The 13,230-nt window shown below is 63.4% G+C and carries 12 protein-coding genes; 5 read left to right on the forward strand and 7 right to left on the reverse strand.

Annotated features, from left to right (window positions below; genetic code table 11):
• Positions 1-15 precede the first annotated feature (15 nt).
• Positions 16-858 carry a polysaccharide deacetylase family protein gene (locus EV679_RS01945; RefSeq protein ID WP_130486411.1) on the forward strand — a complete coding sequence of 281 codons (843 nt, stop codon included), beginning with the start codon at positions 16-18 and terminating at the stop codon, positions 856-858.
• A gap of 75 nt (positions 859-933) precedes the next feature.
• Here EV679_RS01945 and EV679_RS01950 read toward each other — a convergent pair whose 3' ends face one another.
• Together EV679_RS01950 and EV679_RS01955 are read right to left on the reverse strand one after the other, a co-directional pair.
• Positions 934-1,743, reverse strand: coding sequence for a glycosyltransferase family 2 protein (locus tag EV679_RS01950; protein WP_238591413.1), 810 nt, complete (start codon positions 1,741-1,743; stop codon positions 934-936).
• Complete coding sequence (locus EV679_RS01955; protein WP_068373085.1) at positions 1,740-2,813, reverse strand: glycosyltransferase family 4 protein; 1,074 nt, start codon at positions 2,811-2,813, stop codon at positions 1,740-1,742. Before EV679_RS01955 ends, EV679_RS01950 begins: the two co-directional genes overlap by 4 nt.
• Positions 2,814-3,191: 378 nt before the next feature.
• Here EV679_RS01955 and EV679_RS01960 point away from each other — a divergent pair, with 378 nt between their 5' ends.
• From EV679_RS01960 to EV679_RS01970, 3 genes are read left to right on the forward strand one after another with little or no spacing between them, the layout of a single operon-like run.
• Complete coding sequence (locus EV679_RS01960; RefSeq protein ID WP_068373081.1) at positions 3,192-4,298, forward strand: glycosyltransferase family 4 protein; 1,107 nt, start codon at positions 3,192-3,194, stop codon at positions 4,296-4,298.
• Positions 4,285-5,133 carry a polysaccharide deacetylase family protein gene (locus EV679_RS01965; RefSeq protein WP_127775375.1) on the forward strand — a complete coding sequence of 283 codons (849 nt, stop codon included), beginning with the start codon at positions 4,285-4,287 and terminating at the stop codon, positions 5,131-5,133. Before EV679_RS01960 ends, EV679_RS01965 begins: the two co-directional genes overlap by 14 nt.
• 55 nt (positions 5,134-5,188) lie before the next feature.
• On the forward strand, positions 5,189-6,436 hold the full coding sequence (locus EV679_RS01970; RefSeq protein WP_083969681.1) for an O-antigen ligase family protein: 1,248 nt from the start codon (positions 5,189-5,191) through the stop codon (positions 6,434-6,436).
• Here EV679_RS01970 and EV679_RS01975 read toward each other — a convergent pair whose 3' ends face one another.
• Complete coding sequence (locus EV679_RS01975; RefSeq protein WP_068373075.1) at positions 6,437-6,925, reverse strand: Lrp/AsnC family transcriptional regulator; 489 nt, start codon at positions 6,923-6,925, stop codon at positions 6,437-6,439. It lies immediately after the preceding gene.
• Between the two features lie 189 nt (positions 6,926-7,114).
• Between EV679_RS01975 and glmS the strand changes: the two genes are divergently transcribed.
• Positions 7,115-8,947, forward strand: a complete 1,833-nt coding sequence (glmS, locus tag EV679_RS01980) for a glutamine--fructose-6-phosphate transaminase (isomerizing) (protein WP_130486412.1) — start codon at positions 7,115-7,117, stop codon at positions 8,945-8,947.
• A gap of 149 nt (positions 8,948-9,096) precedes the next feature.
• On the opposite strand, the gene EV679_RS01985 is transcribed toward glmS, so the two are convergent.
• The 4 genes from EV679_RS01985 to EV679_RS02000 form a co-directional block, all read right to left on the reverse strand.
• Complete coding sequence (locus EV679_RS01985) at positions 9,097-10,851, reverse strand: SulP family inorganic anion transporter (protein WP_130486413.1); 1,755 nt, start codon at positions 10,849-10,851, stop codon at positions 9,097-9,099.
• Between the two features lie 114 nt (positions 10,852-10,965).
• A complete protein-coding gene (locus EV679_RS01990; RefSeq protein ID WP_130486414.1) occupies positions 10,966-12,135 on the reverse strand; it encodes a YncE family protein in 1,170 nt (389 codons plus the stop codon).
• A 212-nt stretch (positions 12,136-12,347) separates the two neighbouring features.
• Positions 12,348-12,875: a DNA-deoxyinosine glycosylase gene (locus EV679_RS01995; protein ID WP_130486415.1), complete on the reverse strand. Its 528-nt coding sequence runs from the start codon at positions 12,873-12,875 to the stop codon at positions 12,348-12,350.
• A complete protein-coding gene (locus EV679_RS02000) occupies positions 12,853-13,122 on the reverse strand; it encodes an acylphosphatase (RefSeq protein WP_165389933.1) in 270 nt (89 codons plus the stop codon). The genes EV679_RS01995 and EV679_RS02000 overlap by 23 nt, the downstream gene beginning before the upstream one ends.
• Between the last annotated feature and the right edge of the window lie 108 nt (positions 13,123-13,230).

Genomic DNA, 13,230 nt, shown 5'->3' on the forward strand with positions numbered 1-13,230 from the left:
AACGAGGGTAGTGGTGTGAGTTTTTCCCAAGCAGTTCCTGTGTTGATGTACCACCATGTGTCACCGGTGACCCAGGGTCTGTCCACCAGTCCGCGTTTGTTCGCCAGCCAGATGCGCTGGCTGCGCAAACACGGCTGGCAGACGCTGACAGCGGAGCAGTTGCGTGGTTTCCTGGAGGAAGGCCGGCCGGTGCCCAGGCGCTCCGTGGTCCTGACGTTCGACGATGGTTACCTGGACAACTGGCAGTATGCGCATCCGGTACTGAAGGAGTACGGCTTTAGCGCCATCATGTTTGTCGTGACGGACTGGATCGGGCAAGGGCCGGCTCGCCCCTGCGCGGACATTGAGGCGATCCGGTGTGACCGCCTGGCAAGTTTCGAGAGCTGGTCGCACGCAGAGTGCAAACGCCTGATCGCCGGCGGAGAAGCCGATCGCGTGATCGTGCGGCAAAGCGAAGTCGATGAGATGCGCCGTGCCGGAACTTTCGAATTCCATGCCCACACGCATACTCATACGCGCTGGGATAAGGTCTGTTGCAGCGTGGAAGAAAAACGCACTGGCCTGGCGCAGGACCTGCGCGCCCAGCGCGCGTATTTCGAGGCGCACATGGGCGGCGCGACGGAGCAGCTTTGCTGGCCGCAGGGCTATTTCGACGATGATTATCTGGACGTTGCGCGTCAGGCAGGGTTCTCGGTGTTCTACACCACCAAGAGCCATGGCTACAACACCGCAGGCAGCGGCACGGCGTCAATCTGGCGCGTTTCGGTACGCAACCGCGGCGGCCTGTTGTTCGGGCTGCGTTTGCGGCTGGCCATGCCGGATTTCCTGGGCCGGCTGTACAACCGCTGGAAGGCCTGAACGGTCAGTTGGCCTGGCGTTGCCGGCCGCAACCGATTGCCGCCAGGGGCGGCTCGACCCCCTTGGCTGGTGTCCTCAGTGTTTGCTGGCGTCGTCTGGTGTGTGGCTACGCTGTTGCAGCATCAACAGCTTGGAATAACGGAAAAAGCTGCCCGTGCCCCCGGCAACGGCAATGATCAGGCCGGCGCGGCCATCGAGAAACCCGCGCCGGATGATGTACGAGCGGACGAAAGTCCAGAAGCCGTGGCCCAGCGCACCCAGTGTTGTGGTGCGCTTGCCGCGAGCGTACATCATGCCAGCCGCATCGCTGGAATAGCGGTTGACCTTGTTGAGCAGGGCTTCCAGGCTGTCATACGGATAATGGATCAGGTGCTGGCGCAGCACGCCGGTGGATGTCGTGGTGCAGACCAGCTTTTCGTGTACCTTGGCATCGGTGAAGCGGGCGCTGCCGCGCCGGAACAGGCGCAGCACATGGTCGGGCCACCAGCCGCTGTGGCGGATCGCCTGGCCGCAGAAATAGGACAGGCGCGCGACCATATAGGCGTCTTGTGCCGGCTGTGACTGGATCAGCGCCTGGATTTCCTGCGCCATGTCGGGCGTGACGCGCTCGTCGGCGTCTATGGAAAAGACCCAGTCGCCTGTCGCCAGGTCCAGCGCCCGGTTCTTCTGCGGGCCGAAGCCTGGCCAATCACTGGTTTCATGCACCTGGGCGCCATGGCGGGCAGCGATCTCGCGGGTGTCGTCGGTACTGCCGGAATCCACCACGATGATTTCGTCGGCGAAGCTGACGGATGCCAGGCAGGCGCCGATATGCTGGCTTTCGTTCTTGGTGATGAGAATGACGGAAAGCCGGGCGCGGACAGGGGCGGAAGGGTTGGGCATCATGAGTGGCGGTCCAGAAGGGACTGATACAGGTCCAGGTAATTTTGCGCCATCGTCTCCACGCTGTGTTCAGTCGTGACGTAGGCATAGGCGCGGCGACACATTTCGGCGCGCTCTGCGGGGTGATCCAGCACAAAATCCATGGCATCGGCCAGGGCTTGCGGGTCGCGCGCGGGGCAGAGCATGCCGCGCCCGTCGGCCAGGCCTTCCGCTTGTCCACCAGCATCGGTGGATACCACCGGCACATGGCGCAGGAAGGCGTCCAGCACTGCTGTGCTCAGCCCTTCCTGCACCGACGTCAGGACGAACAGGTCCAGCGCTGGATAGATATCCTCGACGTTTTCGAGAAAGCCGATATGCCGGTAGTGGTCACCCAGCCCCAGCGAGATGACCAACTCATGGGTGGCGGCAGCCAGCGGCCCGCCCGTACCCATATGCAGGAACAGGAAATCCTGGCGTTTTTTCTTGAGTGCGGCGAGCGCGCGCACCAGGGTTTCCGGGTCTTTTTCCCAGGTCAGCGAGGCGGCCGTGCCGATGAGCCGCCGGCCCGGCGTGGCATAGTCGGCGCGAAAACGCGCCAGCCGGTCGGCAACGGCGGCATTTTCCGCAGGGGGCGGCACGACGGCGCTGTGGATGACAACGGGGCTGGCGCCCAGGCGCCGGGGCTCGAGCGCGGCGCTGCCGCTGACGGTTGCGATGGCGTCGGCACGCAGCCACTTGAAGCGGGTCATGGCCTCGCGGCGTTCCACTGGCATCGTGGTGCGGCGAGAAAACACCAGTGGGCGGCGATATATCCATTTGGTAAGGACCGCCCAGGTCAGTGAACCGGCAGTCTGGCAATGGATGATGTCATAGCGGCGGCCATGCCGGGCAAGGAAGGTGCCGATCGCGCTGCTGCGCTGCAGGCCGTGGCAGGTGAAGCCTGCACTGCGTGCTTGTTCCAGTAGGGGCGCGGCTTCGCGGGCCAGCAGCTCCACGTCGTGACCGGCGGCCCGGAAGGCCTGCATGCTCAGCAGCGTCTGGCGCTCGCCGCCGCGCCAGCTTTTTTCAGTGTTGATCTGCAGGATACGCATGTCGTTGGGGACGCGGATGTAAACCGCTGATTATATTGATTCGGGTAGATAGCGCCTGTGCCAGCAACCGTCTAGGTCTGTTGTTGAAATGCTGCTTCAGAAATTTCTTTTATTTTTTTGAGTGACATCACCAGGCCCGCGATATGATAACGCCTGCTGGATCGGGCAGCTTGGCATGAGCCGCCCCGGGCCGGATATAAGATCGGGTGGGGCGTGTCTGACTAGGCCGCGCCGGTGCAAGGCACAGGCCGTCATCTCGATCACAATCAAATTCAATGACCCGAGCCAGCGAAGGTGCTGGCGGCAGATGCTCGCGGGCAGCAACATCTTTGGGCCGTGAAAAAATACCGAATCCTTCATACCGATTCCGCCAGGCATATGGGCGGACAGGAAATCTATACATACCGTCATATGCTGGCGATGCGCGCGCGCGGGCATGAAATGTCCCTGTTGTGCCAGCCCGGCACACCGCTGGAGCAGTGGGCACGGAGCGCGGGCTTTTCCGTGCATACCTTGAAAATGGGCGGATTCTGGCGCTGGCTGCGCGGTATCCATGCCGTGCGCCGGCTGGCGCGGGCCGAGCGTTATGACATCGTGCACACTACCAGCCGCCGAGATACGCTGATCGCCGCTGCGGGTGCGCGGCTGGCGGGCGTGCCTCTGGTGGTGCGTACCCGCCACCTGATGAATCCCATTAATTCGCGGCTGAGCTACACCTGGCTGCCGCATCGCCTGCTGACGGTCAGCGAGTTTGTGCGCGATTACATGGTGCGCCGCGGCATTCCCCGCCACCGCATCGGCATTGCATCGCCCACGGTGACGTTCCCGGAGGAACGCTGGGAAGCGGATGCCGACCTGGCGCTGTGCCGCGCCCAGGCGCGCAGCAGCGCCCGCGAGGCGCTGGGCGTGGCGCCAGGGGATGTGGTAGTCGGCTGCGTGGCCATCCTGCGGCCGGCCAAGGGGCACCGCGACCTGCTGGCGGCCATGGCGCCATTGTTCGGGCGTTATGCACGGCTGAGGCTGGTCATCATCGGCGACGGTGAAGCCGTCGAGCGTGCCTTGCGGGTGCAGGCGGCCGAGCTGGGCGTTGCTGATCGCGTGCAGTTTCTCGGTTATCGTTCCGATGCCGCCGAACTGATGTTTGGCTTCGATATTTTCGCGCTGGCCACGCATATGGAAGCCAGCGGTACCGCATTGCTGGAAGCCGCGGCGGCGGGCTTGCCCATCGTGGCGACCGAAGTGGGGGGCGTGCCTGAAATGGCGGTGCGCGACCACAATGCTCTGCTATGCCGGCTGGGTGATCAGGCAGCGCTGACGTCCGCGCTGGAAACGCTGGTGGCCGACGGCGCTCGCCGTGAGGCCATGGGCCAGGCTGGCTGGAACTGGATACGCAGCGAAAAGCGTTTTGCCTTGCCGGGCCAGGCGGAATTGATCGAACAATATTATGCGAAATGGTTGAGCGAGCTGGGCTATGACATCTGCTAAGTTTGTACCTGTGCTGATGCACCATCACGTTTCCCCGTCGCCGGGGATGATTACGGTGGCGCCGGACGTGTTCGAGGACCAGCTTGCCTGGCTGGCGCGGGAAGGCTGGACCTCGCTGAGCGCCGCGCAGTTCAGCGGATTTCTGGCCGGACAGCCGGTGCCGGAACGCTCGGTGCTGATCACCTTCGACGACGGCTACCTGGACAACTGGGTGTATGCGCACCCTATCCTGCAGCGCCATGGCATGCGCGCAGTGCTGTTCCAGGTGACGGGCTGGACCCACGACGGCCCGGTGCGTCCTTGCCTGGGCATGGCGGGAAGCTTGCCTGAAACGCCGGATCACCATACCTGCGAAGCCATGATCGAGGCCGGGCAGAGCGATGCCGTCATTGCGCGCTGGAGCGAATTGCAGGCCATGGTGGCGGCAGGGACGTTCGAGATCCACAGTCATACCCACACCCACACCCGCTGGGACAAAAAGGGCCTGACGCCCCAAGAACGGCGCCAGCGCCTGCACGAGGACTTGCTGTTGTCGCGTGCCGACATGGACCGCTACCTAGGTGGCGCGACCTCACACCTGTGCTGGCCGCAAGGCTATTTCGACGCAGATTATGTCGAAGTGGCCCGGGAATGCGGCTTTGATCACCTTTACACCACACATGCCTTCGGCCGTAATCTCCCGCACGGAGATCCGCTGCATATCTATCGTTTCGCCATCAGCAACCGGCCGTCCGGCTGGCTGCGCAAGCGCTTCCGATATCATAGCCATCCGCTGATTGCGCCGGTGTTCAACCGTTTCAAGGCCTGGAAAAAAGGCTTGCCGCCCGGCGCCTGATGCGGGAGCATATCGGGCCGGCGAGCAGCGATCTCGTTCTCATGGGTTTGATTTGATGATGCCTAATCGGGCTTTTTACACCGTTCTGTTTTCTTCCATTGTTGTATTCCTGACGGGGGCGATATCGCTGGTGGTGCCGTCAGGCTACTCGGTGTCCCTGCTGTTGAGCTTGGCGGGGCTGGGGGCCTTGTGCGTGCCTGGCTTCCTGCCCAAACTGGAACGCCGGGACAAATGGCTGATTGCCGTTTTCCTGTTCTATTTCGCGGTGTGGGTCTTCGAAATCTGGCGTGATGGCCAGCCCAGCTCGAGCCTGGACAAGCCCGTGCGCATTCTGTTGGCGATTCCCGCGCTGTTCTGGCTGCTGCGCTACCCGCCTAGCGGCAAGGCTTTCTGGGGTGGCGTGGCGGTAGGCGCGATCGTCGTTGGCCTGTGGGCTGGCTGGCAGAAGCTGGTGCTGGGCCTGGAGCGGGCCGAAGGTTTTACCAGCACCATCCAGTTCGGCAATATTTCCATGCTGCTGGGCATGCTTTCCCTGACTGGCCTGGCGGGTTGGAGCCAGTTGCAGCATCGGCGCTGGTGGTGGGGCGTGCTGCTGGCGCTGGGAGTCGCGTTCGGTTTCATGGGGTCGATTTTTTCCGGTTCGCGTGGCGGTTGGATAGGGGTGCCGTTCATCCTGCTGGTGCTGGTACGCGCCTATGGCAAAGGCCTGCGCCCCAGCCAGCTGTGGGGCCTGCTGGGTGGCGTGGTGGCCTTGGGATCCTGCCTGTATTTCATCCCGGCGACGGGGGTGAAGGAGCGCGTGAATTCAGCGTTCGAGGATGTGTATCTCTATGTCCAGGACAACAACCCGGATTCCTCGCTGGGCGGGCGTTTCGAGATGTGGAAGGCGGGTGTCTATGCGATACAGGAGCAGCCGCTGCTGGGCCGTGGCAGCAAGGGGTATATCGAATACCGCGACCAGCTGATCGCGCAGGGCAAGGTGGACCCCATCATCAGCGAATTCACCCACCTGCACAACGAATACATAGATATCACCGTCAAGCGTGGCGTGCTCGGGCTGATTTCCCTGCTGCTGCTTTATCTGGTGCCGTTGCGCATGTTCATGCGCATGCTCGGAGAGGGGGTGGTGCAGCGTCAGCCGTATGCCGCCGCCGGGGCGGTGCTGTGCGTGTCGTATATGGATTTCGGCCTGTCCCAGACCTTCCTCAGCCACAACAGCGGCGTGATGGTGCTGTTTTTCATGATGGTCATCATCTGGTCACTGGTGCGGGCGGCCGAACACGCGCCCGCCGGCCAGAAGTAATCACAGCGGGATGACGGGATCGAACTTCGCACGGTGAGTGCAGAAGAAGGTCCGGACGTTGCGGATGTTCTGCTGTTGCGAGAACAGGCGATGTGCCAGCGCATGGTAGGCCGGCATATCGCTCAGCAATAGCTGCAGGATGAAATCCGGCCCGGGAGCGACCCGGTAGCACTGCTGCACGGCAGGCTCGTGCTGGACCAGCGCCTCGAATTCCGTCATTTTTTCGCTGGTCTGGATATCCAGCGATATTTCCACGATCGCGATCAGGTCCTGGCCCAGCCGCGCCGGGTCCAGCAAGGCCATTTGGCGCGTGATGTAGCCGTCTTCCTGCAGGCGGCGCACCCGCCTCAGGCAGGTCGCCGGCGAGGCATGGACGCGCGTGGCCAGTTCCTGGTTGGTCTGGCTGCTGTCCAGTTGCAAGGCGTTGAGGATGCGGCGGTCCAGCTCATCCAGGTCTTTCACGACCTCAGTATCGACGGATTTGCTCATAAAATTCCTTTTTTGTTATTTTATGATCGTATATTTCATTACATATAAGTAAGGAAATTTAATTTCAAATTTAACAAAAAATAGGGATCAAATTTCTTCCAGTTTGTCGCAGAATGCTGTGGACAGAGATAGGGCAGGGCTGCGTGTCATGGTGACGCGGTGCCATCTGCTCAGCGGAGGAAGTTTCCTATGTGCGGTATTGTTGGCGCCGTTGCGCAACGTGACATCACCCCTGTGCTGATTGAAGGCCTGCGACGGCTGGAATATCGCGGCTATGATTCCTGCGGCATTGCCGTGCATCTCGATGGCCGCCTGCAGCGCTCGCGCACGACCAAGCGCGTGTCGGAACTGGCCGAGCAGGTCCGCCAGGACCACCTGCATGGCTTCACCGGTATTGCCCACACCCGTTGGGCCACCCACGGCGCGCCGCTGACGCAGAACGCCCATCCCCATTTTTCTTCCAAGGGCCAGGAAGAGCCGCGCATTGCGCTGGTGCACAACGGCATCATTGAAAACCATGACCAGCTGCGTGAAGAGTTGAGCGCTGCGGGCTATGTGTTCGAAAGTCAGACCGATACGGAAGTCATCGCGCACCTGGTCAACCACCTGTACCAGGGCGACCTGTTCGAAGCCGTTCAGCAAGCAGTGCGTCGCCTGGAAGGCGCCTATGCCATCGCCGTGTTCTCGCGCGACGAGCCGCACCGCATCGTGGGCGCCCGCCAGGGTTCGCCGCTGGTCGTCGGCCTGGGCGAAGGCGAGAATTTCCTGGCCTCCGACGCACTGGCGCTGGCCGGTACCACGAACCGCATCATCTATCTGGAAGATGGCGACGTGATCGACCTGCAACTGCAGGGCGTGTGGATCGTCGATGCCGAAGGCAAGCGTGTCGATCGCGAAGCGCAGATTGTCCATGTGCATACCGGCGAGGCCGAGCTTGGCCCGTATCGCCACTTCATGCAGAAGGAAATCTTCGAGCAGTCGCGCGCCGTCAGCGATACCCTGCAGGATATCGAAAGCATCACGCCGGAACAGTTCGGCGATGGCGCCTATCAGATCTTCAAGGAAATCGACTCAGTCCTGATTCTGGCCTGCGGCACCAGCTCCTACGCCGGCCTGACGGCCAAGTACTGGATCGAAGCCATGGCGGGTATTCCTGTCAGCGTCGAGATCGCCAGCGAATACCGTTACCGCGAAAGCGTGCCCAACCCGCGTACCCTGGTGGTGACGGTGTCGCAGTCCGGTGAGACGGCCGATACGCTGGCCGCGCTCAAGCATGCCCGTTCGCTGGGTATGAAGCACACGCTGACGATCTGCAACGTATCCACCAGCGCCATGGTGCGCGAGTGCGCCCTGTCGTTCATCACGCGTGCCGGCGTGGAAATTGGCGTGGCCTCCACCAAGGCGTTCACGACCCAGCTGACGGCGCTCTTCCTGCTGACCCTGGCGCTGGCCCAGGTGCGCGGCCGCCTCTCCGCAGAGCAGGAAGCTGACTACATCCGCCAATTGCGCCACCTGCCGGCCGCCATCGGCGCCGTGCTGGCGCTGGAGCCGCAGATCATTGCCTGGTCGGAGCAATTCGCCAGCAAGGAAAATGCCCTGTTCCTGGGCCGGGGTTCGCACTACCCGATCGCGCTGGAAGGCGCGTTGAAGCTCAAGGAAATCAGCTATATCCACGCAGAGGCCTATCCCGCCGGTGAACTCAAGCATGGCCCGCTGGCCCTGGTGACCGATGCCATGCCGGTCGTGGTGGTGGCGCCAAATGACGAACTGCTGGAAAAGCTGAAGTCCAATATGCAGGAAGTGCGTGCACGCGGCGGTGAGCTGTATGTGTTTGCCGATGCCGATACCAACATCAGCAGCACGGAAGGCGTGCACGTGATCCGCATGCCGGAGCACTATGGCCGCCTGTCGCCCATCCTGCATACCATTCCCTTGCAGCTGCTGGCCTACCACGTCGCGTGCTCGCGCGGCACGGACGTGGACAAGCCGCGCAACCTGGCCAAGAGCGTGACGGTGGAATGATGCCAGCCCGTCATCGGCCTGAGTGACCCCTGGCAATGCGCCGGCCTCGCCGCTCGTGGCGAGGTTTGGCGGGACGAGTGGCGAAGACGCTGCGATTGCCGGGTCGGTGTTCTTCAAATACGGGATGCCTGGTGCATCCCGTATTGGTTTCAGAGACTGTCCGGTGCGGGCGATGCCTGCGCCCGTGCATTGAATTCCGCGCGCAGGCTGTTCACCGCTTCCAGCGATGTGGCAAACAGGTGCCTGGCGCCGATTTTTTCCGCCAGCCCACTGCGTTCCAGCAATTCGCGGAACTGGCCGTGGGCGCCGGCAATGCAGAAGACGATGCCCTGGTCGGCCAGTTCCGCATGCACTTCTTCCAGCATCAGAGTGCCGGTGATGTCCAGCGTCGCGATGGGTTGGGCGTCCAGCACGACGGCACTGAGGGGCTGGGCGCTGTGGCTGATCAGCACGCGCAGGCGTTCGCGGAAGTAGTCGCTGTTGAAGAACAGCAAAGATGCGTCGAACCGGTAGACCAGCACGCCCATGGGAGAGCTGGCCGCCGGATAGTGCGCCACGTTGAACAGGCGGCTGCCGTTGGGCACTTCGCCCAGGACAGCATCACGCGGGCGCGCGACCAGGCGCAGCTGCTTGACCAGGGACAGCAGCACCGCCAGGATGATGCCGGGCAGCACGCCCAGGGTCAGCACGCCCAGCGTGGCCAGCAGCGAGACGCGCAGTTCGAAGGGGCTGACCTTGGCCAGGGCGCGCACGGCAGCGATGTCCACCATTTTCAGGGCGGCGATGATCAGCACCGCGCCCAGGGCTGCCGTCGGAATCCAGGCCAGGCCGCCGTCCAGCAGCACGACGGCCAGGGCCGTGAAAATGGCCGTGGCAAGGTTCACCATGGACGTTTTGCCGCCGACCATGTCGTTGATTGCAGTGCGCGAGTCGGCGCCGCTGATCACGAAGCCGCCGCTCAGGCCTGATGTGACGTTGGCTGTGCCGAGCGCGATCAAGTCCTGGTTGGGGTAGACACGGTAGCGGTTCTTCGCGGCGAAGCTGCGCGCCGGCAGCATGGCTGAGCAAAAGCTGACCAGGGCGATGGCGACGGCTTCGCCGAACATGGCCTGGGCGTCGCGCAGGCCGACGCTGGGCAGTGACAGCGTCGGCAGGCCGCCCTCCACGGCGCCGACGACCTGGATGCCGGCACGATCCAGCCCGAACAGCCAGGTGGCGGTGCTGAGCAGCACGATAATCAGCAGGGGGCCAGGCAGGCGTGGCAGGCGCCAGGAAAAGGCGACGAGCAGTGCCAGCGCCAGCAGGCCCAGCGTGAGCGTGGGCCAGTGTGCATCCGCCAGGCGGCCGCTCAGTTCCAGGATCACCAGAAAGGGATCGCGGGCATCCAGCGATATACCGCTCAATTTGCCCAGTTGCCCGACGATGATGGAGAGCGCCACGCCATTCATGAAGCCAAGCAGGATGGGGCGTGAAAGAAAATCGGCGATGAACCCCAGGCGCATGATGCCACCCAGGATGGACAGCAGGCCAACCATGATGGCCAGCAGCATCGACATGTCGTTGTAGTGCTGGGTGCCGGCTACTGCCAGCGGCGCCAGCGCGGCGGCGATCATGGCGCAGGTCGCCGAATCCGGCCCGACGATCAGTTGCCGCGACGAGCCCAGCAGCGCATAGGCAACCAGCGGCAGGATGGCGGCATATAGCCCGGCCAGTGGCGGCAGGCCCGCCAGGTTGGCATAGGCGATGGCCGTCGGAATCTGGATGGCCGCGACGGACAACCCGGCCATGGCGTCGGCCTTGAGCCATTCGCGCCGGTAGATGCGCAGGGTCGAGAACAGCGGCACGCTGGCCAGGCGTTGTTCCGTCAGCAAGGGCGCGACGTTTTCCTTGGTGGGGTGTGTCATGGGCGGATTCCTGAGGGCAGCCGGGAACAGGTACCGCGGCAAGCGATGATTATCGGCGGAATCCGTGGGAAAAGGATGCCCCGGCGGCCAGGCGGCGCGCCGGGGCAGCGTGCTTTACTGCAACTGGATGCGTGCGAGATTCTCGGCAGCACCCTTGGGGGCGTCCTGGCCGTTCTTGACCGTCACGAACAGGCGCTTGCCCTGGCTGTCGAGCGCCAGGCTGTTGGGATGCGCAGGCAGGGCATAGCTGCTGACGATGGCGTTATCGGCGCGGCGTACCACGGTGACGGTGCCGGCGATGCGATTGGCGCTGTAGGCGTTCTGGCCGTCGATGACGATGCCCAGTGCGCCCTTGCCGACGTCGGCATCACCCACCACTTCAGCCGTGTCCGGGTTCACCACGGCCACGCGGCCGCCAGGATGGCGCGATTCGAAGCCGGGGGCATATTTTTTCTGCATCTCGGTGATGCGTTCCTGGCCCTGGTCGGTTACGTACAGGCGGCGTGCCGCGGCGTCATAGGCCAGGTTGGTGGGCTGTTCGACGGTGGTTTGCTGAATGTTGGCGATTTCCAGCGCATTGGTGTCGATGGTGACGAGCTTGCCTTCGAAGTTCACCACGTACAGGCGCTCGCGGCCGCTATCGAGCGCCACGCCGGTGGAAACACGGCCCAGGCCGGGAACTGCCTTGATAAGCTTGAAGTCACGCGTGTCGACGACAAACAGCGTACTGTCTTCGGTGCCCAGCGCAGGCAGGTAGAGGCGGTGCTTGTCGGCGTCGACCAGCAGTTCACGCAAGTGCAGCGGGGCGCGTTCGCCCTTGGGAGCGCGTTCGATCAGTTGCAGCGTGCCGCGCAGGGTGTTGTTGCGGATGTCGATGGCGTTGATGGAGCCATCCAGGGTGTTGCCGGTGTAAAGCGTGTCGTTGGCGTCGTCCAGCGCCAGGCCGAAAGCCCGGTCCTTGACCGGAATGGTGGCCACGACTTCCATGGTGTCCGGGTCCACGCGCAGGATCTGGCTGGCGGGCGCATCCGGGCCGAAGCCGCCGGCCGACGCGACGAAAACGGCGTTCTGGCGCGGGCTGTAGACCACTTCATAGAGGGCGGGCGCAACCGCCTTGCGCACGACCTGCTTCACCACGGCGGGGGCGGCAACGGCAGTGGCGGGGGTATCGGCGGTTGCCAGTGTGGGGGCCAGGGCGCCCAGGCTCAGGGCGGCGGCGGCCAGCAGGCTGGCAGTACGGGGGGCGAATGCAGGGGACGGCTTCTTGCTGGATTGGAATGTCATGGGGCTTTCCAAGGTTGGAGGATGGATGAAATGATGAAAGTGCCTGCGGCGGCGGGCGCGGCGCGCCGGAATAGGGCGGGCGGCCCGGGGCCGGTGGGGCCGGAATAAGGCCTTGCCGTGCAAGCATACCCTTTTTAGAAATGGGAATCAGATCGTTTTAATGGTGTGCCCGGGGCAGGCCGGTGTGCAGCCGGTGTATGGCCGGTCTGCGATCAGGCCAGGGCAGCGCGCCAGGCGTCCAATTTTGCTGCCTGTGTCATGCCGGCATGGGCTGGGCTGGTGGAAGGCAGGCGCAGCAGTTCGTATGGGTGTTCCGGGCCGAGGGCCGGCAGGGCGTGGCGGCGGAACAGCTCATGCGCTGCTGCGCCATTGCAGCAGATGCGGGTGATGTCCGGGTAGGTTGCCAGGAATGCAGGGAAGTTGTTGCATACCAGGCTGCGCCGGTCGATATCGGCGTCCAGGCTGCCGGGGCGCACACAGCTTTGCAGGACATCCCAGAGTGCGATGCCATGCTGTTGCAGCATGGCGGCACGCTGGGCGTAAGGGGCATCTGGTGCAAAGCCTAGCAACTGCCCCATGATGGGCCAGAATGCGTTGCGCGGGTGCGCATAATAGGCCTGGGCCCGCAGCGACTGTTGCCCGGGCATGGAACCGAGGACGAGGATGCGTGCACCGGGGGCGGCGATGGGCGGGAAGCCTTCGGCGTAGGCGGAGGGCTCAGAGTTGCTGGAAGCCTTCATAGCGCTTTTCGCTGGCCAGGGTTTCGTGCTGCACGTCGGCGACGACGGCCGCTGGCGGCCCGCGTCGCATCCAGGCCAGCATGCGGTCGATCTGGTCGGCCTCTCCCTGCAGCAAGGCCTGCACGCTGCCGTCCGGCATGTTCTGCACCCAGCCGCGCAGCTTGAGGTGATGGGCTTCACGGACGGTGGAGTGGCGGTAATAGACACCCTGGACTTTGCCGGTGATAGTGACGAGGACGGTTTCCATAGTGCGCAATGATGAAACGGGATAATTGGGGGGCATTGTAGTGGCAGGCAGCGCGGGGCTGGCGCACTGAGGCATGTGCGGGTAAGGTTCGCAGCGTATCCTGCGCCG

Source organism: Kerstersia gyiorum (genome assembly GCF_004216755.1).
GTDB classification, from domain to species: Bacteria; Pseudomonadota; Gammaproteobacteria; order Burkholderiales; family Burkholderiaceae_B; genus Kerstersia; species Kerstersia gyiorum.